Source organism: Kribbella sp. VKM Ac-2566 (genome assembly GCF_004366005.1).
Lineage (GTDB): Bacteria > Actinomycetota > Actinomycetes > Propionibacteriales > Kribbellaceae > Kribbella > Kribbella pratensis.
Window position 1 is genome coordinate 37,720 of the sequence record NZ_SODT01000012.1, and the last position, 19,796, is coordinate 57,515.

Annotated in this window: 20 protein-coding genes; 15 read left to right on the forward strand and 5 right to left on the reverse strand. The window is 68.5% G+C overall.

The genetic code is table 11. The features are described from left to right. Positions 1 to 48 precede the first annotated feature (48 nt). The 4 genes from EV647_RS27210 (at position 49) to EV647_RS27225 (ending at position 3,103) form a co-directional block, all read left to right on the forward strand. A complete protein-coding gene (locus EV647_RS27210; protein WP_134007743.1) occupies positions 49 to 519 on the forward strand; it encodes an isoprenylcysteine carboxylmethyltransferase family protein in 471 nt (156 codons plus the stop codon). Between the two features lie 84 nt (positions 520 to 603). Then, a complete protein-coding gene (locus EV647_RS27215) occupies positions 604 to 1,230 on the forward strand; it encodes a TetR family transcriptional regulator (RefSeq protein WP_238177416.1) in 627 nt (208 codons plus the stop codon). Further along, positions 1,227 to 2,807, forward strand: a complete 1,581-nt coding sequence (locus EV647_RS27220; protein WP_134007745.1) for an MDR family MFS transporter — start codon at positions 1,227 to 1,229, stop codon at positions 2,805 to 2,807. The genes EV647_RS27215 and EV647_RS27220 overlap by 4 nt, the downstream gene beginning before the upstream one ends. Beyond that, positions 2,804 to 3,103, forward strand: a complete 300-nt coding sequence (locus EV647_RS27225; RefSeq protein ID WP_133785798.1) for a thiamine-binding protein — start codon at positions 2,804 to 2,806, stop codon at positions 3,101 to 3,103. The genes EV647_RS27220 and EV647_RS27225 overlap by 4 nt, the downstream gene beginning before the upstream one ends. On the opposite strand, the gene EV647_RS27230 is transcribed toward EV647_RS27225, so the two are convergent. After that, the gene (locus tag EV647_RS27230; protein WP_134007747.1) at positions 3,092 to 3,832 is read right to left on the reverse strand and encodes an SDR family oxidoreductase; all 741 of its coding nucleotides are present in this window, start codon (positions 3,830 to 3,832) and stop codon (positions 3,092 to 3,094) included. The two genes, EV647_RS27225 and EV647_RS27230, sit on opposite strands and share 12 nt — an antisense overlap. A gap of 99 nt (positions 3,833 to 3,931) precedes the next feature. Here EV647_RS27230 and EV647_RS27235 point away from each other — a divergent pair, with 99 nt between their 5' ends. The 5 genes from EV647_RS27235 (at position 3,932) to EV647_RS27255 (ending at position 9,746) form a co-directional block, all read left to right on the forward strand. Then, positions 3,932 to 4,798: a helix-turn-helix transcriptional regulator gene (locus EV647_RS27235; RefSeq protein ID WP_134007749.1), complete on the forward strand. Its 867-nt coding sequence runs from the start codon at positions 3,932 to 3,934 to the stop codon at positions 4,796 to 4,798. 43 nt (positions 4,799 to 4,841) lie between these two features. After that, complete coding sequence (locus EV647_RS27240) at positions 4,842 to 6,107, forward strand: ThuA domain-containing protein (RefSeq protein ID WP_202876337.1); 1,266 nt, start codon at positions 4,842 to 4,844, stop codon at positions 6,105 to 6,107. Positions 6,108 to 6,129: 22 nt separating this feature from the next. Further along, positions 6,130 to 7,200 (forward strand): oxidoreductase, encoded by a 1,071-nt coding sequence (locus tag EV647_RS27245; protein ID WP_134007751.1) that lies wholly within the window; start codon positions 6,130 to 6,132, stop codon positions 7,198 to 7,200. 62 nt (positions 7,201 to 7,262) lie between these two features. After that, complete coding sequence (locus EV647_RS27250; RefSeq protein ID WP_134007753.1) at positions 7,263 to 8,075, forward strand: endonuclease/exonuclease/phosphatase family protein; 813 nt, start codon at positions 7,263 to 7,265, stop codon at positions 8,073 to 8,075. Between the two features lie 246 nt (positions 8,076 to 8,321). Beyond that, the gene (locus EV647_RS27255) at positions 8,322 to 9,746 is read left to right on the forward strand and encodes a C40 family peptidase (protein WP_134007755.1); all 1,425 of its coding nucleotides are present in this window, start codon (positions 8,322 to 8,324) and stop codon (positions 9,744 to 9,746) included. Between the two features lie 45 nt (positions 9,747 to 9,791). Here EV647_RS27255 and EV647_RS27260 read toward each other — a convergent pair whose 3' ends face one another. From EV647_RS27260 to EV647_RS27270, 3 genes are read right to left on the reverse strand one after another with little or no spacing between them, the layout of a single operon-like run. After that, positions 9,792 to 10,502 carry an SDR family oxidoreductase gene (locus tag EV647_RS27260; RefSeq protein WP_202876338.1) on the reverse strand — a complete coding sequence of 237 codons (711 nt, stop codon included), beginning with the start codon at positions 10,500 to 10,502 and terminating at the stop codon, positions 9,792 to 9,794. A 47-nt stretch (positions 10,503 to 10,549) separates the two neighbouring features. Then, positions 10,550 to 11,440: a LysR family transcriptional regulator gene (locus tag EV647_RS27265; RefSeq protein ID WP_134007757.1), complete on the reverse strand. Its 891-nt coding sequence runs from the start codon at positions 11,438 to 11,440 to the stop codon at positions 10,550 to 10,552. Positions 11,441 to 11,453: 13 nt separating this feature from the next. Beyond that, on the reverse strand, positions 11,454 to 12,416 hold the full coding sequence (locus EV647_RS27270; protein ID WP_134007759.1) for a zinc-binding dehydrogenase: 963 nt from the start codon (positions 12,414 to 12,416) through the stop codon (positions 11,454 to 11,456). Between the two features lie 88 nt (positions 12,417 to 12,504). Here EV647_RS27270 and EV647_RS27275 point away from each other — a divergent pair, with 88 nt between their 5' ends. After that, complete coding sequence (locus tag EV647_RS27275; protein WP_134007761.1) at positions 12,505 to 12,936, forward strand: MarR family winged helix-turn-helix transcriptional regulator; 432 nt, start codon at positions 12,505 to 12,507, stop codon at positions 12,934 to 12,936. Here the strand turns inward: EV647_RS27275 and EV647_RS27280 are convergent. Next, entirely contained in the window at positions 12,933 to 13,421 is a 489-nt protein-coding gene (locus EV647_RS27280; protein WP_134007763.1) for an inorganic diphosphatase, read from the reverse strand. The two genes, EV647_RS27275 and EV647_RS27280, sit on opposite strands and share 4 nt — an antisense overlap. Before the next feature lie 50 nt (positions 13,422 to 13,471). Between EV647_RS27280 and dacB the strand changes: the two genes are divergently transcribed. The 5 genes from dacB to ftsH all read left to right on the forward strand — a co-directional run bounded on the left by dacB (position 13,472) and on the right by ftsH (position 19,740). Then, positions 13,472 to 14,821 (forward strand): D-alanyl-D-alanine carboxypeptidase/D-alanyl-D-alanine-endopeptidase, encoded by a 1,350-nt coding sequence (gene dacB / locus EV647_RS27285; RefSeq protein ID WP_134007765.1) that lies wholly within the window; start codon positions 13,472 to 13,474, stop codon positions 14,819 to 14,821. 29 nt (positions 14,822 to 14,850) lie between these two features. Next, positions 14,851 to 15,945 (forward strand): zinc-dependent metalloprotease, encoded by a 1,095-nt coding sequence (locus EV647_RS27290; protein ID WP_238175666.1) that lies wholly within the window; start codon positions 14,851 to 14,853, stop codon positions 15,943 to 15,945. Between the two features lie 7 nt (positions 15,946 to 15,952). Then, positions 15,953 to 16,957: a tRNA lysidine(34) synthetase TilS gene (gene tilS, locus EV647_RS27295; RefSeq protein WP_370344061.1), complete on the forward strand. Its 1,005-nt coding sequence runs from the start codon at positions 15,953 to 15,955 to the stop codon at positions 16,955 to 16,957. 5 nt (positions 16,958 to 16,962) lie between these two features. Continuing rightward, positions 16,963 to 17,514: a hypoxanthine phosphoribosyltransferase gene (gene hpt / locus EV647_RS27300; RefSeq protein WP_130384962.1), complete on the forward strand. Its 552-nt coding sequence runs from the start codon at positions 16,963 to 16,965 to the stop codon at positions 17,512 to 17,514. Positions 17,515 to 17,688: 174 nt separating this feature from the next. Next, complete coding sequence (gene ftsH, locus EV647_RS27305; RefSeq protein ID WP_134007769.1) at positions 17,689 to 19,740, forward strand: ATP-dependent zinc metalloprotease FtsH; 2,052 nt, start codon at positions 17,689 to 17,691, stop codon at positions 19,738 to 19,740. The last annotated feature ends 56 nt before the right edge of the window (positions 19,741 to 19,796 follow it).

Consider the following 19,796-nt stretch of genomic DNA (forward strand, 5'->3'; position numbering starts at 1 on the left):
GCACGAGAACCGTGCCGGAGGCTGCGTCTACATTTTACCGGGATCCCCATGGTCAAAGCCATCCTCGGAAGCGCACTGTTCTTCTTCGCCGCGCCGTGCGTGGTCGCCGGCGTGCTCCCGTGGTGGGTCAGCGGCTGGGCGGCGGCACGGTTCTGGCCCGGCTTCGTGATCGTGGCGGCCGGTGCGTTCGTCGTACTGCGTGCCTTCGTCCGATTCGTCCGAGAAGGTCGCGGTACGCCGGCTCCTGTCGCGCCGACCGAGGAGCTTGTGGTCGGCGGTGACTACCGATTCGTGCGGAACCCGATGTACGTCGGGGTGGTCGCGGCGATCTTCGGGCAGGCACTCGTTTTCCTTGATTGGCGGGTGCTCGGGTACGGCGTGATCGCGTGGGCCGTGATGGCGTCGTTCGTGCGTTGGTACGAGGAGCCGGTGTTGCGGGAGCGGTACGGCCGGCAGTACGAGGACTACTGCCGAGCCGTGCCGGCGTGGATTCCGCGGTTCAAGGCTTTGGGCGGGTAGGAGCCGGCGCGATCCTGCACGGCTGCAAAGTTGCAGTGTTTAATTGTTTGCAGTGGGTGCAAGTTTGTCCGTAGGCTGGTGTGCGTGAGGCACGGAGAGGGTGGGTTGCGGGAGCGCAAGAAACTGCAGACGCGGTCGGCGTTGGCCGATGCGGCGTTGCGGCTGGCGCTGGAGAAGGGGCCCGACCACGTCACGGTCGAGGAGATCGCCGAGGCGGCTGACGTCTCGGTGCGGACCTTCTTCAACTACTTCCCGCACAAGGAGTACGCGATCCTCGCGCGCAACCCCGAGCACCTCGAGCGGGCCCTGGAGCGGATGCGGACGGCGCCGGCCGAGGAGTCGCCGCTGACCACGATGTGGTTCATCGTCAACGACGTACTGCGGGACCTGGAGAGCGACGGTCAACTGTCGCGCCGCGGTGAGCTGATCATGAGTTCGCCGAGCCTGCTGTACCAGCTGATGCTGTCGAGCCTCGACGACGAGCGGCAGCTGACCGCGGCCCTCGCCGAGCGAATGGGCGAACCGGCCGGATCGGTCCGGCCGGCACTGATCGTCAGCACGGCCGGCGCCGCCTGCCGCGTCGTGATGGAGCTGCACAAGTCCGCTCCCGACCGGCCGATCCGCGATCTGCTGGACGAAGCGTTCCATTTACTTGCCCAAGGCATCGATGCCGCCTTCGGGCCGGACCACCAGAAGAAAGGCACCTCATGACGACGACCTCGTCACCCACTCCGGAACCCGTGGGTGAGGTCACCACCACCGAGACGGCGACACTCACGCCGCGGCAGACCATCCAGGCCATCTCCGGCCTGATGATGGGCATGTTCGTGGCGATCCTCGCCGGCACCGTGGTGAGCACCGCGCTGCCGCGGATCATTCACGACCTGGGGGCGAGTCAGTCGTCGTACACCTGGGTCGCCACCCTCGAGCTGCTGACGATGACGGCCACCGTGCCGTTGTGGGGCAAGCTCGCCGACCTCTACAACAACAAACTGCTGGTCCAGCTGTCGCTGGGTTTCTTCGTGATCGGCTCGCTGGTCGCCGGTTTCGCGCCGAACATCGAGGTGCTGCTGGGCAGCCGCGTCCTCCAGGGCCTCGGCGCCGGCGGTCTGACCGCGCTCGTGCAGATCGTGATGGCGGCCATCATCCCGCCGCGCGAGCTCGGCCGGTACTCCGGCATTTTCGGTGCGATCTTCGCGTCGGCAACCGTCGGCGGACCGCTGCTCGGCGGCTTCCTCGTCGACTCGCCGCTCGGCTGGCGCGCCTGCTTCCTGGTCGGCGTGCCGTTCGTGCTGGCGGCGATCGTCCTGCTGCAGCGCACGCTGAAGCTGCCGACCGTCCGTCGCGAGGTGAAGATCGACTGGTGGGGCGCGGTCCTGATCATGGGCGGCGTGAGCACCCTGCTGGTCTGGTCCTCGTTCGCCGGCAACAAGTTCGAGTGGGTCTCCGGCTGGAGCTTCGGACTGGTCGCGGTGGCCGTGGTCGCGCTGGTCGCGGCGGTGCTGGTCGAGCGCCGCCACCCCGAGCCGATCATCCCGATGGACCTGTTCCGCAACCGGACGGTGACGCTGTCCATCATCGCCAGCGCGCTGGTCGGCGTCGCGATGTTCGGCGGCTCGGTGTTCCTGGCGCAGTACTTCCAGATCGCCCAGGGGTACACGCCGACCAAGGCCGGCCTGATGAGCCTGCCGCTGATCCTCGGCATGATGGTCGCCTCCACGATCGCCGGTGGGCTGATCACGAAGTACGGCCGCTGGAAGATCTACCTCGTCGTCGGCAGCGTCCTGCTGCCGATCGGGCTGGCGCTGTTCGGCACGATCGACGCGCACACCTCGAAGTACATGCTGTGGAGCTTCATGATCGTCCTCGGCGTCGGCATCGGCCTGGTCATGCAGAACCTGGTCCTCGCCGCGCAGAACGACGTACCGGCCCGGGAGCTGGGGGCGGCGACGTCCGCGGTCAGCTTCTTCCGGAGCATGGGCGGCACGATCGGCGTCAGCGTGCTGGGCGCGATTCTGGCGAACAACGTCGCCGAGACGCTGAACCCGGGCGGCGCGTCGTCCGGCGGCGGCAACGCGGTGCCGAACATCGCGGAGCTGCCTCCGGAGGTACGGACCATCGTCGAGAACGCGTACGGCGCGGCGACCGCGGACCTGTTCATGATGTCGGTCCCGTTCGCGGTCCTCGCCCTGATCGCCGTCCTCTTCATCAAGGAGAAGGCCCTCCTCACCACCTCCGGCGCCGAACGCCGCGCCGAAGAAGAGGGACCTGACAAACTGGATGCATGATCGTCGCATTCAGCATCAGCCCGTCGGCCGGTGACGAGACCGGGGGCGTGAGCGAAGCGGTGGCCGAGGCCGTCCGCGTCGTCCGCGCCTCCGGTCTTCCCAATGAGACCAACGCGATGTTCACGAACATCGAGGGCGAATGGGACGAGGTGATGGCGGTGGTGAAGCAGGCCGTGGATGCGGTTGCCGCGGCGTCGCCGCGGGTCAGCCTCGTGCTCAAGGCGGACATCCGGCCGGGGTACACCGGCCAGCTGACCGCGAAGGTCGAGCGCATCGAACAGGCGTTAGGCGAGTGAGTTCAGGGCGCTGATGACCTGGTCGTAGCGGTTCTCACGTTCGGCGTGGCGGAGGAAGTGGACCCGGTCGACGAGGATCTCGTCGGCGTCCGGCTGCTGCTGCAGCAGGCTGATGGTCTCGTCGGCGTACTCGTCCAGCGGCATCGCTCCCTCGCCGTCGTCCTCGTCCAGCAGGCCGGTCCGGACCTTGGGCGGGACCACCTCGATCACCTGGATCCCGGTGTCCGCGAGCTGGATCCGCAGGCTCTGCGTGTAGCTGTGGATCGCGGCCTTCGTCGCGCTGTACGTCGGCGTGATCGTCAGCGGCACCGAGGCGAGGCCGGACGAGACCGTCAGGATCACCGGGTCGGTCTGCTTCAGCAGGTACGGCGTGAAGGTGGCGATGGTGCGGATCGTGCCGAGCAGGTTGATGTCGATGGTCTGCTCGGCGGTGTCCAGGTGAGCGGGGTCGCGGAGGTCCTCGACCTGCATGATGCCGGCCATCGTGATCAGCACGTTGACGTCGTGGCTGCTGGTCACCTGCTCGAACGCCGCAGTGATCGAGGCCGGGTCGGCGACGTCGAGGAGGATGCCTTCGATACCGTCCTCGGCGGCGATCGTGTCGAGCAGGTCCTTGCGGCGGCCGCTGATGATCACTGTGTTGCCGAGGTCGCGGAACCGCCGGGCGAGCTCGAGGCCGATACCCGACGTACCGCCGGTCATGAAGATCGTGTTGCCTGTTGTTCTCATGGCTCCAGAGTGGAACCGGATGCTCGGGGCAACCAGGCTGCACTTAACCACTGCTCGCCGAGCAGTGGTTAACCGGCGCGACGCGTGGACACTGGAGTCATGGAGTACGCCGACCTGTCCGACTTCCTGCGCAAACGCCGCGAGGCCCTGCAACCCGAAGACGTCGGGATGCCCCGCGGCCGCCGACGCCGTACGCCGGGACTGCGCCGTGAGGAGGTGGCGGCGCTCGCGTCGATGTCGGCCGACTACTACAGCCGGCTCGAGGGCGGACGCGGCCCGCAGCCGTCGGTCGAGATGCTGGGCGCGATCGCCCGGGCGCTCCGGCTGACGCTCGAGGAGCGCGACCACCTGTTCCTGCTGGCCGGTCACGGTACGCCGCCGCGCACGACGCGGGCGTGCCACGTCGACCCCGGCATGCTGCGCATCCTGGACCGGCTGCAAGACACTCCCGCGATGCTGCTCAACCGTTGCGGCGAGGTGCTCGCGCAGACGCCGGCGCACGTCGCGTTCGCCGGCGAGCTGACCAACTTCGAGGGGATGGAACGCAGCGAGGTCTACCGCTGGTTCGCGCATCCGGAGGAGCGGGCGCTCTACCAGGAGCCGGAGCTGTCGACGCACAGCCGGCTGCTCGTCTCGATGCTGCGCACGGCCGCGACCATCGACGGCCCGAAGTCGTACGCCGCCTCGATCGTGCGGGCACTGCAGAAGCTGAGCCCTGAGTTCGCCGAGGTCTGGAACGCGCACGAGGTGGTGGTCGCGCACAGCCGGACCAAGAGGTACCGGCATCCGGTGGTCGGCGAGCTGGAGCTGTACTGCGAGCTGATCGACAACCGCGACCAGCAGCAGACCCTGATCGTCTTCACCGCGGAGCCGGGCAGTGAGAGTGCGGAGAAGTTGCGGTTGCTGAGCGTTCTGGGCAGCCAGGCGATGAACCCTGGACAGGGCTTTGATCGGGAGTTAATTTAAGCTCTGAAATTTACAGAGCGTTCTTACGGAAAGGTCCGCCCCCATGCTTTCCGATCGATTCCGCCTGCCCGCATTCATGCTCGCCCTCGTGCTTGTGGTCGCCGGCCTGACCAGCACGGCGACGGCACAGGTCCAAGCCACCTTCAAGGTCCTCGCGTTCTACAGCGGAACCTGGGACGCCGCCCACATCGACTTCGAGAAAGAGGCGAACCAGCGCTTTCCCGAGTTCGGTGCGCAGAACGGGTTCACCTACACGGCCACGAACAACTGGGACCAGCTCAACAACCTGAGCGCCTCGCAGTACCAGGTCGTGATGTTCCTTGACGACTCGCCACACACCGACGCGCAGCGCAACGGGTTCAAGAACTACATGGACAACGGCGGCGCATTCTTCGGCTTCCACGTCACGGCGTACAACGACGCCAGTGGTGGCTGGCCGTGGTTCAACAACACGCTGCTCGGCACGGGCCGGTTCCAGTCCAACACCTGGGGTCCGACCGCGGTGACCCTGCGGACCGAGAACCGTTCGCACCCGTCCCTGGTGAACACCGGTGCGACGTTCCGGTCGTCGGTCAGCGAGTGGTACAGCTGGCAGAACGACCTGCGGAACAATCCCGACATCCAGATCCTGGCGTCGATCGACAACTCCAGCTTCCCGGTCGGCACCGACCCCAACCAGACCTGGTACGGCGGCTACTACCCGATCATCTGGACCAACAAGAACTACAAGATGATCTACGCGAACTTCGGCCACAACGCGATGAACTACGAGACCAACACGCGGCTCTCGTCGACCTTCGACAGCCCGGCGCAGAACCAGTTCATGATGGACGCGCTGAAGTGGCTTGGCGGTGCCGGGACGACGCCGCCGGCCGACCAGCCGTCGCCGACGACGTGGTACTCGATCGCGAACAAGGCCAACGGGAAGTGCGTCGACGCCCGCGCGGCCGGGACTGCCAACGGGACCGTCATCCAGCAGTACAGCTGCAACGGCACACAGGCGCAGCAGTTCCAGTTCCAGCCGACATCCAGCGGGTTCACCCGGGTCAACAACCGGAACGACGCAACCAAGGTGATCGACGTGACCGGTGTGTCCGTCGCGGACAACGCCGGCCTCCAGTTGTGGACGTACAGCAACGGAAACAACCAGCAGTGGCAGGCCGTTTCCGAAGGCAGCGGCTACTTCCACTTCGTCAGCCGCCTCAGCAACAAATGCCTGACGGTTCCGGGTGGCTCGACGGCCGACAGCACTCAACTCGTCCAACTCACCTGCAACTCCAGCACAGCGCAGTCCTTCAAGCTGACGTGATGGCCGGGTTAGATTGCGGCGCATGAGAATCCTGCGTGTGGCCGCCTTGGCGGCAGGAGGTCTGTTGTTGATGGGTCAGGTCGTGCCCGCCCAGGCTCACGGCGGATCGTCGTACCGGTGGGAGCTGACGCCGACCGGTACGACGGCGCAGTTCCGTGGGCTCGCGGCGGTCAGCAAGGACGTCGCCTGGGTGGGCGGGACCGGAGGGACCGTGCTGCGGACCGTCGACGGCGGGAAGCACTGGGAGAACGTCAGTCCGGCCGGTGCGGAGGCGCTGCAGTTCCGCGATGTCGAGGCGTTCGACGCCCGGCGTGCGGTCGCGCTGACGATCGGGAACGGCGAGGACTCCCGGGTCTACCGAACCGCCGACGGCGGAAAAACCTGGTCGGAAACGTTCCGGAACACGGACGCGAACGCGTTCTACGACTGCATGGCCTTCAACGACGACAAGCACGGCCTGGCGCTCAGCGATCCGGTGGACGGAAAGTTCCGGATCGCGGCGACCTCCGACGGCGGAAAGTCCTGGAATGTGCAGCCGACCGACGGAATGCCGGCCGCCCTTGCCGGGGAGTTCGCGTTCGCGGCGAGCGGTACCTGCCTGGTCGCCGGCCATGGTCGTACGGCGTGGTTCGCGAGCGGTGGCGGCGATCGGCCGCGGGTGTTCCGGACCGTCGACGGCGGACGGCGCTGGACGGTCTCGGACTCTCCGATGGCCAGTGGTGAAGCGGCCGGGATCTTCAGCCTCGCGTTCCGGAACACGTTGTTCGGCGTCGCGGTCGGCGGTGACTTCCTCAAACCGACCGAGGCCGTGAACGCCGCGTCGGTGACGTACGACGGTGGTCGCACCTGGAAGCTGGTGCCGGCCGACAGGGCGCCGAAGGGCTACCGGAGCGGCTCGCACTTCGTCCCGTGGTCACCCACGACCGTCGTCGCGGTCGGTCCGTCCGGGAGTGATGTCAGCTTCGACGGCGGACGCAGCTGGAAGCAGTTCTACGACGGCAGCTTCGACAGCGTCGAATGCGCCGGCCACGGCATCCAAGCAGGCTGCTGGGCCTCCGGCGCCAAGGGCGCCGTCGGACGTCTCGTGCACTGACGTTCGAACCGGCGACACTCGCTCGTTGTGCGGGTGTCGCCGGTTTTCCGGAAGATGAGTGCATGCGTAAATTACTGACCATCCTCGTGGGGTTCCTGATCGTGGTTCCCACCGTCGCCGCGGCCCGTCCCGACGCGGGTCGTCCGGGCCGGCCGCTGACCGTCATGTCGTACAACATCCACCACGGCGCGGGGATCGACGGCGTACTCGATCTCGAGCGGATCGCCGTCCTGATCGAGCAGTCCGGGGCCGACGTGATCGGCCTGCAGGAGGTCGACCGGCACTGGGACGTGCGCAGCAACTGGGTGGATCAGCCGGCCTGGTTCGCCCAGCGGCTGAAGATGCACTACGCGTACGCCGCGAACCTCGACCTTCCCCCGGTCAACCCGGGAGAGCCGCGCCGGCAGTACGGGACCGCCATCCTGTCCAGGTATCCGATCCAGGACTTCAGCAACACGCTGCTGCCGAAGTACCCGACCGGTGAACAGCGCGGCCTGGCGGTGGCGGACCTCATGGTCCGCGGCGCCGAACTGCGGTTCGCGAACACGCATCTGACCAGCAACAACAACGCCGAGCGGCTGGAGCAGGCGCAGAAGGTGGTCGAGCTGCTCAGCGGATCGCGGACGCCGACACTGCTCGTCGGCGACCTGAACGCGACGCCGGAGAAGCCGGAGATCAAGACGCTGACCGCGGTGTACGACGACACCTGGACCGAGGTCGGTGTGGGTCCGGGCTACACGATCGAGGCGGACAACCCGACCAAGCGCATCGATTTCCAGCTGCACAGCGCGGGCCTGCGCCCGACGAAGGCCGCCGTACCGGTGACGCCGGCCTCGGACCACCTGCCGGTGGTCGCCTCGTTCGTCCTCAGCTGAATCACCGAGCTCGGCAACGCCCCTCCGGCTCCGGCCGGAGGGGCGTTTTCGTGCGCCCACCTGCGGGTTCGCCGAATCACAAGCTTGTAGTTTGTCAAGCCGACACACGGGTGAAACAAAGATACTCGTGTGAAAGGTGTTCCCATTGGGGCTGTGGGCAACTAGTGTCACGTATGTGGTCCAGGAGGACCAAAAGTTCACGAACCCTGGGGAAGGGGTTCGTGACCGGCGGAAGGAACGATCCCGATGCGGACGCCCACCAGGGCCACGTCCGGCGGGCGGATCACGAGTGCTGGGAAGACCGGCAGAGCAGGCAAGGCCCTGCTCTCCGGGGTGCTCGCGATCTGCTTGGCCGGCGCGATGGCCGTGCCCACCCTTCAGGCCGAGGCCGCGAAGCCGAAGCCGCCGGTGATTCCGTCCAAGGCCGCGGTCGAGCGTGCCAAGCAGGCCGCCGCCTCGAAGGCCGCTCAGGTCGCCGCGATCGAGCGTCAGCTCGCCGCCGCCGGCGCACGGCTCGAGCAGCTCGGCATCCAGTCCGGCATCGCCGACGAGGCCTACAACGGCGCCGTCTACCGACTGCAGCAGGCCAAGGCCGAGGCGGCAGCCGCCGCGGCCCGGGCCGCCGAGGCACAGAAGACGCTCACCGCCCAGCGGCAGCAGATCGGTCGCTTCGCCGCCGCGTCGTACCAAGGTGGTGGCGACGTGGCGAAGATCGCGCCGCTGTTCACTGCCGAGGGTCCGCAGCAGCTGCTCGACTCGGCCGGTGCGGCGCACTCGGTGTCGGCCGCGATGCAGGGTTCGTACCTGCGGTTCACGGCGACGCAGGTGATGACGAACCTGTTCAAGGTGCAGGCCGACCAGGCGGTGGTGAAGGTGAAGAAGGCGGCCGACGAGGCGGCCAAGGCGAAGAAGGCGGCCGAGGATGCGGAGGCCGCGCAGTCGGCGGCCGTGACCGCGATCGGCGTCCAGCGCAAGCAGTCGATCGCGCAGCTCGCCACCTTGCAGAACATCTCGGTGCGGGTGGCCGCCCAGCGGCAGCAGGGGCTCGAGGAGCTTGCGCGGCAGCGGGCCGCTGCGATCGCCGCGAAGAAGGCCGCCGAGCTGAAGCGCCGGATCGCCGCCCGGGAGGCCGCGGAGCGCCGCGCGGAGGCGGCCGAGCGGGCTCGCGAGGCAGCGGAGAAGGCTCGCGAGGAGAAGGAAGAGCGCGAGCACAACAACGGCAAGAAGAACCCGCCGAAGCGGCACAAGCCGTCCACGCCGAGCCGTGACAAGCACGACAACGACAACGGCAACCACAGCTCGCGGAAGGGCGCGTCGGCGGCGATCGAGTTCGCGATGCGACAGCTCGGCGACATGTACCTGTGGGGCGCGACCGGCCCGAGCCGGTGGGACTGCTCCGGGCTGACCCAGGGCGCCTGGGAGCAGGCCGGTGTGCAGCTGCCGCACTACAGCGTCGCGCAGTACGAGCAGATCCAGCACATCGACGAGGACGAGCTGCGGCCCGGTGACCTGATCTTCTGGTCGCTGGACCCGAGCGACCCGGGCACCATCCACCACGTCGCGATGTATCTCGGCAACGGCCGGATGATCCACGCGCCGCGGACCGGCAAGCCGGTGCAGATCGACAGCGTCTACTACTGGGAACCCCCGGACTTCTTCGGGCGTCCCTGATGCGGTTGTCCCCGGCAACGGTCTGTTGCCGGGGACGTTTCGCTTCTAGGCCAGCCGGTGTCCGCCGTCGGCGTGCAGAACGGTGCCGGTGATGAAACCGTTGCGGAGCAGGGCGATGATCGCCGCGGCGATGTCCTGGGGACGGCCGATCCGGCCGACCGGGAGGCGGGCCGCCATCGCGGACAGCGTCTCGGGCGCCGCGTCGCCGGCGACGTCCTTCCAGATCGGGGTGTCGACCCAGCCGGGTGAGACCACGTTGACCCGCAGCGGCGCCAGTTCGACCGCGAGCGCCGCGGCCAGCGAGGCGAGTGCGCCGTTGAGTGCCGCGAGCAACGATGCCCGCGGTCCCGGCCGGTACGCCGCGATACCCGAGGTGAACACGATCGAGCCGCCGCCCGGTTCGAGCATCGGAGCGCCGTGCTTGGCGAGCAGCAACGGGCCGATCAGCTTGGAGTCGACCGCGGAGCGCGCCGCCGCCACGTCGTACTTGGCGATCGGCTGGTAGGCGCCGCCGACGTCGGCGGCCGTGGTGACGATGTGGCTGACCTTGCCGGTGGTCGCGAAGAGACGTTCGATGTCCTGCTCACTTCCGAGGTCCATGGCAACGGTGCGTACGCCGAGTTCCCGGCGTACTGCGTCGAGCTTGGCGGGCGCCCGGCCGGCGACAGTGACCTCGCTGCCTTGGGCGACGAGTTCGGCGGCGAGGGCGCGACCCATCCCCGAGCTGCCGCCGACGATCACGACGTGTTCCTGCAAGAGTTTCTCCTTCGGTGGTTGATGTTTCGAGCCAACCACCGGGTGCGTCAGTCCACCACGACTTGTTGCCTAACGACCGTTAGGCCGGGGCTAACGATCATCGCCTGGAGCACCGGGTTGTGCGAGTCGGTGCGCCATACGGCGGCGTACTGTGCGACCAGCGGGCGGCCCGTGAGGGGTCGCCAGACGATGTCCGGTGTGGCCGCGCGGCGGGACCCGAGGCTGAACGCGGAGCGTCGTACGAGGAGTGCCGACCGGAGTTGTGAGTGGCTCATGCTGATGTCGCTCAGCCGTACGCCGGTGCCGATCCGGCGGATCGTGTCGTCGTAGAACTCGGGCGCCGCGGCGCGGGGGATCCAGATGAGCTCGAGTCCGGTCAGGTCGTCGAGCGTGAGCTCCGGCTGGGCTGCGAGCGGGTGAGTCGCGGTCAGGAGTACGCCGAGCTCTTCGTCGTCGAGCTGTTCGGAGGTGATTGCCGGAGGCAACGTCAGCGGGGTGCGGACCAGGCCGAGGTCGATCTCGCCGGCGTCGAGCATCCGGAGCTGGTCGGTGGTGGTGCCTGCCACGAGGGTGACCGTGCTGTTCGGGAAGCGTTCGGTGGCGAGCTGTTCGAGGGCGGCCGGGAGGTGGCCGGGGATCCCGTTCAGCAGACCGAGGCGGAGCACCGGTTCGTCCAGGCCGGCGGCCCGGCGCGTGTCCTTCAGCGCCAGGCCGGCCGCCTGGAGAGTTTCCCGGGCGCGGGCGAGCAGGACCTGCCCGGCCGGGGTGAGCTCGACGCCGCGGCTGTGCCGGATCAGCAGGGCGGTGCCGATCTCGCGTTCGAGCTGCTTGATCTGCTGGCTGAGCGTCGGGGTGGAGATGTACAGGCGCTCGGCGGCCTTACCGAAATGCAGCTCCTCGGCGACGCCCACGAAGTACCGCAGCTGCCGAAGCTCCACCCGGCAATTCTATTCAGACAGTCGCGACGAGGCGGCCGAGGTTGGTGCGGGCGTCGAGGGTCTCGTGGATGCGGGCGACGTCCGCGAGCGGGTAGGTGGCGTGAACGATCGGGCGGAGCTCGCCGGACTGCCAACGACGGGTGGCCTCGGTGATGTCGGCGCGGGCCTCGTCGGGACGGGCCTGCTGCCAGCCGTACAAGGAGACACCGGTGACGTTTCGCAGCTGCAGGCCGAGCGCCGGGATCGTTGGGACCTCGGTTGTGATGGCGCCGTACGAGACCATCGTGCCGAGTGGCTTGACCAGGTCGAGGCCCTGCGTGAAGACGGTGCCACCGACCGCGTCCAGGACCGTGTCGACACCGTCCGGGGCGATCGCGCGGACCTGGTCCGGCCAGTCGGCGGCGGTGAGGTCGACGGGTTCGGCGCCGAACCCGCGGATGAAGTCGAGCCGGTGCGCGGAGGACGCCGTACCGATGATCGTCTTCGGGGCGTAGGAGCGGGCCAGCTGGACGGCGAGGTGGCCGATGGTGCCGGCGGCGGACTGGATCAGGATCGTGCCGCCGGCCGGGATCCGGCCGGACTCGAGCAGGCGGAGGGCGAGCGGGGCGGCCAGCGACATCATCGTGGCCTCGCCCGCGTCCGCGTCGTCCGGGATCGATGCGAGGAAGCCCGTGTCCGCCACGGCGTACTCGGCGAAGGCGTCCACGGTGAGGGCGGAGACGCGCTGGCCGACGGCGACGCCGGGTGGGGTGCCGGGACCGAGTTCGACGATCCGGCCGACGACGTCGCCGGTCAGGGTGCCGGGCAGCTCGCGGTCCCAGGGGGAGCCGCCGCGGCGGAGAACGGTGTCGATCGCGTTCGCGCCGATCGCCTCGGCCTGGATCAGGACCTGGCCGGCAGCGGGTTCGGGGACGGCGACCTCGTCGAGCTGGAGTACGTCGGGACCGCCGTGGCGGTGGAAGCGCACTGCGCGCATGATGGGTGCTCCATATCGTGGGGAATATAAATAATAGGAGATTCCCACGATAACTCTACGCGTCGGCGTTGCCAATAGAGTTGGTGCGGTGAAGAAGTCGCCGCACCACCGGCTGTCCGACCACGTGCTGTTCGCGCTGGGGCGGTCGAGTCAGCACGCCCAGCGGCTGGTCCGGCAGCACATGATCGACGGCGGCGTCCGGACGCAGCACTATCACGTGCTCGCGAGCCTCGCGGACGACGGCGAGGCCGCGCAGGCGACGGTCGCGGACCGGATCGGGTTCGACCGCAGCGATCTGGTCACGCTGCTGGACGAACTCGAGGAGCTGGAGTTCCTGGCGCGGCGGGTCGATCCTGCCGACCGCCGACGGAAGATCGTCGCGATCACCCCGGCGGGGGAGCGGCAGCTCGACGCGATGGACGAGCTGATCCGCGCCGCGGAGGCGGAGCTGCTGGAGCCGCTGACCGCGGCGGAGCGCAAGACCTTGCTCGCGCTGCTCCGCCGCGTATCAGGGGACTAGTGCCCTTCGGTCTTCAGGCGGGCGAAGGAGGCGGTGATCTCGGTCTCGGCCTCGGCGCGGCCGACCCAGGTGGCGCCCTCGACCGACTTGCCGGGCTCGAGATCCTTGTAGACCTCGAAGAAGTGCTGGATCTCCAGCCGGTCGAACTCCGGCACGTGGTGGATGTCGCGCAGGTGCTCCTGCCGCGGGTCACCGGCCGGGACGCACAGGACCTTGTCGTCCGGCCCCTTCTCGTCGGTCATCCGGAACATGCCGATCGCGCGAGCGCGGATCAGGCAGCCGGGGAACGTCGGCTCCGGCAGCAGCACGAGCGCGTCCAGCGGGTCGCCGTCCTGGCCCAGGGTGTCCTCGATGAACCCGTAGTCGGACGGATACTGGGTCGCCGTGAACAGCGTCCGGTCCAGCCGCAGACGGTTCGTCTTGTGGTCCAGCTCGTACTTGTTGCGGGTGCCCTTGGGGATCTCGATGAAGACGTCGAACTCCATACGGCAGATACTGTCACGGTTCCGACCGACCGATTGACAGGAGCAGCCCGGTGGCCCGACCTGCCCGTGCGGCATTCGTCACGCTCCTCGCCACGGCGCTCTGTGCCGGTCTGGTGAGCAGCGCACGCGCCGTACCCGGATCAGTGCAGACCACACAGCAGGCGCCGCCCGTTCTGACGCCGGCGACCACCGAGGGAGCCGCCCCGACCGCGGCCGGCGTCGGTACGGCGCTCGCGGCGATCCTCAAGGACCCGTCGCTCGGCCCGCACCACGGCATCTATGTGTACGACGCCTCACGCGGCAAGCCGGTGTTCTCGGTCGGCGCCGCCACGCCGTACACGCCTGCCTCCACCTTGAAGCTGCTCACCACCGTCTCCGCCCTCGCCACGCTCGGGCCGGACCACACGTTCGCCACCAAGGTCGTGAGCACCGGCAAGGGGTCGATCGTCCTGGTCGGCGGCGGCGACCCGCTGCTGACCGCGAAAGCGTCGGCGAGCGACGGCTTCCCGGCCCGTGCCACGCTCCAGGCTCTGGCCGCGAGTACGGCCAAGGCGCTCAAGGCACAGGGCGTCGCCTCCGTGACCCTCGGGTACGACGCCTCGCTGTTCAGCGGCCCGGCTGTCAACGCGAACTGGGAAGCGAACTACATCCCGGAAGGCATCGCCGCCCCCACTTCCTCGCTCTGGGTCAACGAGGGTCGTGTATCGCCGGGCATGGCCAAGCGCGCGACCTCTCCGGCGCTGGCCGCTGCTACGTCGTTCCAGAGGCTGCTGACGCAGTACGGCATCAAAGTGGGCGCTGCCAAGGCCGCCGCGGCACCTGCGGGCGCCACGCCGCTGGCGCAGGTCAAGTCACCGACGCTCGGCCAGATCGTCGAGTACGTAAACCTGCACAGCGACAACGACGGCGCCGAGGTGCTCCTGCGGCATGTCGGCATCGCGACCGGCAACGGCGGCTCGTACGCCGGTGGCGTCCAGGGGCTCCGGGCCACACTGACCAAGCTCGGCCTGGACGTCAGCAAGGCCCGCATCTACGACGGCAGCGGTCTGACCCGCGCCAACAAGGTCCCGCTCGACCTGCTCGCCGGTGCGGTCCGCGTGGCCGTGTCGAAGGACCACCCGGAGCTGCGGCACCTGCTGAGCGGTCTGCCGGTGGCGGGGTTCAACGGGAGCCTCAGGCAGCGGTTCACCTCGGCCGGTACCGGCACGGGGACCGGGCTGGTCCGTGCGAAGACCGGAACGCTCACAGGGGTCCACAGCCTGGCCGGCTATGCGCGGGACCGCTCCGGCACGCTGCTCGTGTTCGCCATCGCCAGTGACAGTGTGCCGGTCCCGAAGACGCTTGACGCCCGCGCTGCGCTGGACCGCGCGACCGCCGCCCTCGCCAACTGCGGCTGCTGAATGTTGGGACATGGCACTAGGGTCGTTGTATGAGCACGGCTGAAGGTGGGACCACGACCGAGATGGTCGACTGGCAGCTGGCGACCGGTGTGGCGCGGAAGCTGCTGCGCCCGGGCCCGGCGGTCAGTCGCGCGGAGGCGGACCAGGTGGTCGCCGAGCTGCGTCAGTTCGCGGCGGAGTCCGAGGGTCACGTGCGCGAGTTCACCGGGCTGAAGGCCACGTCGGCCACCGCGCCGGTGATGATCGTGGACCGGCCCGGCTGGGTCCAGGCGAACGCGGACGGCTTCCGAACCGTGCTGCAGCCGCTGGCGGAGAAGCTGCGCGAGAAGGCGGAGCGGAGCGCCGGCCTGTCCTCTGCGGTCGGCTCCCGGGTGACTGGGATCGAGGCTGGAGCGTTGCTGGCCTTCCTGTCGTCACGGGTGCTCGGTCAGTTCGACCCGTTCTTCCCGGCGCAGCCTGACCCGGACCGTCCCGGTCTGACGGGCCGCCTGCTGCTGGTGGCGCCCAACGTCGTGCAGGTGGAGTCCGAGCTGGGCGTCGTACCGCGAGACTTCCGGCTGTGGGTGTGTCTGCACGAGGAGACGCACCGGGTGCAGTTCACCGCGGTCCCGTGGCTGCGGGACCACCTGCGGTCGGAGATCGCCCTCTTCCTGGACCAGGCCGAGCTGGATGCTTCGGCGTACGCCGCGATGTTCCGGGAGGCCGTGCAGCGGCTGGGACGTTCACTGCGCGGTGAGTCCGAGCTGAGCCTGATGGACCTGATGCAGTCGCCCGAGCAGCGTGCGGTGCTGGACCGCCTGACCGCGGTCATGTCGTTGCTGGAGGGCCATGCCGACTTCGTGATGGACGGCGTCGGGCCGTCGGTCATTCCGACGGTGGACACCATCCGCTCCAAGTTCTCGTCGCGGCGGGCGAGCGGCAACCCGGTGGACCAGCTGCTGAAGCGGCTGCTCGGGCTGGACGCCAAGCTGCGGCAGTACAAGGACGGTGCCGCGTTCGTCCGCAGGGTGGTCGACCAGGTCGGTATGGAGGGCTTCAACCGGGTCTGGACCGGTCCGAACACGTTGCCGACCAAGAACGAGATCGCGAACCCCGATGCCTGGGTCGCCCGACTCCACGGCTGAGCGCCTGGTGGGGCAGCGGCGGGGAAAGCTGCACCCCGCCGTCGCTCGCGCCCGCGAGGCGGTACGCGCGACATTGGCCGAGTTACCGCAGGGCACGGCCGTCCTGGTCGCCTGCTCCGGCGGAACCGACTCGCTCGCGCTGGCGGCCGCTACCGCCTTCGAGGCGCCGAAGCTCGGTCTCCGGGCCGGTGCGGTCATCGTGGACCACGGTCTGCAGGCGGATTCGGCACATGTCGCGGAGACCGCTGCGGAGCAGTGCCGGACGCTGGGCCTGGATCCTGTCCAGGTCCGCGTGGTCGAGGTCGGTACAGACGGCGGTCCGGAGGGCGCTGCGCGCACAGCGCGGTACGACGCACTTCGCGACGCGGCGGATGAGCTGGGCGCAGACGTCGTACTGCTCGCTCACACCCGTGATGATCAGGCCGAGACTGTCCTGCTGGGGCTGGGGCGCGGCTCTGGTGCGCGTTCGCTGGCTGGGATGGCTCCGGCCGTCGGACGGCTGCGCAGACCGTTCCTGGAGGTGCCACGGGCCACTACGGCTGCTGCGTGCATCGCGTCCGGGTTGCGGCCGTGGCACGACCCGCACAACGACGATCCGCAGTACACGCGGGTCCGCGTACGGCACGAGGTACTGCCGGTGCTGGAGGAGGCCCTGGGGCCTGGTGTGGTCGAGGCGCTGGCTCGTACGGCGGGTCTTCTCCGAGCGGATGCGGACGCGCTCGATCAGCTCGCTGCGGACGTTGCGGAGACCACACTGAGCCGCGCTGAGGGACAGGTCCGTGGCGACATCGGCGTACTGGTCGAGCAGCCTGCAGCGATCCGAACGCGTGTACTGCGACAGGCAGCGCTGGAAGCCGGTTGCCGGGCCACCGACCTCACTGCCGGTCACGTCGCGTCGGTCGACGCGCTGGTGACCGACTGGCGCGGGCAGCGCTGGATCGATCTCCCGCAGGGCGTCCGAGCGGTCCGCACCGGCGGATTCATCATCCTCGGCCCTGATGTGACAGGCTGAGTCGCGTGGATGCGGCGGACATCGAGAAGGACCTGAGCAAGATCCATTACACCGAGGACGAGATCCTCGCGAAGCTGCGGGAGCTGGCAGCGCGGATCGAGGCCGACTACGAGGGCAAGGACCTGCTGCTGGTCGGCGTCCTGCGCGGCGCGGTGATGGTGATGGCCGACCTGGCCAGGTCGTTCAGCCGGCACGTGGAGATGGACTGGATGGCCATCTCGTCGTACGGCTCCGGGACCAAGTCGTCGGGCGTGGTGCGGATCCAGAAGGACCTGGACACCGACATCACCAACCGGCACGTGCTGATCGTCGAGGACATCATCGACACCGGACTCACGCTGAGCTGGCTGGTCAGCAACCTGGAGTCACGCAAGCCCGCCTCGCTGGAGCTGTGCACGGCCTTCGTGAAACCGGACGCCGCCAAGATGCAGGTGCCGGTGAAGTACGTCGGCCTGGAGCTGCCGGACGAGTTCGTCGTCGGGTACGGGCTGGACTACGCCGAGAAGTACCGGAACCTGCGCTGCGTCGCCACACTGGCTCCGCACGTCTATTCCTGATCCGCGCTTCAGGGCAGACTTGGTGACGGCCTGTACAACGGGTCGTACTGTCCATTGGTGACCCTCGTGCTGTGTTGTCTTGTGCGACACGAGACACTTGGACTGGTATTACCGTCACAAGCCCGCCACACCCGGGCCTGCCGAGCTAGGAGGGACGGGGCCCAGGCCTCGATCATGGACGTGAAGCGCATCTTCCGCGGACCCCTGTTCTGGATCGTCGTCGCCTTTTTGGGCGTCCTGGTGATCGGGCAGCTCCTGACCGGCTCGACCGGGTACAAGACCGAGCCGACCGGCCAGGTAGTCCAGCTGATCCAGCAGGCCAAGTCGTCGAGCGACAAGACGATCAAGACGGTGACGCTGATCGATCCGGATCAGGAGATCCGGGTCGAGAAGACCGACGGCACCAAACTCCGGGCGCACTGGGTGGACGGTCAGGCCGAGAACCTCGGCAACGACCTGCAGTCGCTGTTCACCGACGGCAAGATCGAGCGGTACGACGTCGAGAACCCGAAGCCGAGCTTCATCGGCCAGGTGTTCTCCACGCTGATCCCGTTCCTGCTGATCGCAGTGGTGTTCATCTTCCTGATGAACTCCATGCAGGGCGGCGGCTCCCGGGTGATGAGCTTCGCCAAGTCGAAGGCCAAGCTGGTCACCAAGGACACCCCGAAGACCACGTTCGCCGACGTCGCCGGGGTCGACGAGGCGATCGAGGAGCTGCAGGAGATCAAGGAGTTCCTGCAGGAGCCGGGCAAGTTCCAGGCGGTCGGCGCCAAGATCCCGAAGGGCGTGCTGCTCTACGGCCAGCCCGGTACCGGCAAGACCCTGCTGGCCCGTGCGGTCGCGGGTGAGGCCGGGGTGCCGTTCTACTCGATCTCCGGTTCGGACTTCGTCGAGATGTTCGTCGGTGTCGGCGCCTCCCGGGTCCGGGACCTGTTCGAGCAGGCCAAGACGAACGCGCCGGCGATCGTGTTCATCGACGAGATCGACGCCGTCGGCCGGCACCGCGGCGCGGGCCTCGGCGGCGGTCACGACGAGCGCGAGCAGACGCTGAACCAGCTGCTGGTCGAGATGGACGGCTTCGACGTCCGCGGCGGCGTGATCCTGATCGCGGCCACCAACCGGCCCGACGTGCTCGACCCGGCCCTGCTGCGGCCCGGCCGGTTCGACCGGCAGATCGCCGTCGACGCGCCGGACATGCCCGGCCGGCAGAAGATCCTCAAGGTGCACGCGCGCGGCAAGCCGATGGCGCAGGACGTGGACCTCACCGCGGTCGCCCGCCGGACGCCGGGCATGACCGGCGCCGACCTGGCCAACGTGCTGAACGAGGCGGCCCTGCTGACCGCCCGGTCGAACCTGCAGATGATCGACAACAACATGCTGGACGAGGCCATCGACCGCGTCATCGCCGGTCCGCAGCGCCGCACCCGGCTGATGTCGGACAAGGAGAAGGTGCTCACCGCGTACCACGAGGGTGGTCACGCGCTGGTCGCCGCGGCGCTGCCGCACTCCGACCCGGTGCAGAAGGTGACGATCCTCCCGCGTGGCCGTGCGCTCGGCTACACGATGGTGATGCCGGACGAGGACAAGTACTCGACCACCCGGTCCGAGATGCTCGACAAGCTCGCCTACATGCTCGGCGGCCGCGCGGCCGAGGAGATGGTCTTCCACGACCCGACCACGGGCGCCAGCAACGACATCGAGAAGGCGACGGCGCTGGCCCGCGCGATGGTCACGCAGTACGGCATGACCGAGCGGCTCGGGGCGATCAAGTTCGGCCAGGACAACGGCGAGCCGTTCCTGGGCCGTGACCTGGGCAGCCAGCGGAACTACTCCGAGGAGATCGCGGCCGCGGTCGACGAGGAGGTCGGCAAGCTGATCCTGAACGCGCACCAGGAGGCCTTCGACATCCTGGTGGAGAACCGGGCGGTCCTGGACCACCTGGTCGAGGAGCTGCTGGAGAAGGAGACCCTGGACAAGCACCAGATCGCCCGGATCTTCGAGCCGGTGATCATGAAGGAGCGCCGGCCGGCCTGGACCGGGTCGTCGACCCGGGTCCCGTCCGACCAGCCGCCGGTGATGCCGGTCGGCAGCCGCGCTGAGCAGAACGGGCAGAACGGGCAGAACGGTTCGCTGTCCGACGTCCTGCCGGGCGGTTCGGTCGGCCCGGACGAGGCGATCCGTCCGCCGGACTACGGCGGCGGCCCGACCCCGCCGAGCCACCAGTGAGCTGACAGCTGCAACGAACGCCGCCACCCGGACCGGGGTGGCGGCGTTTTCGTTTG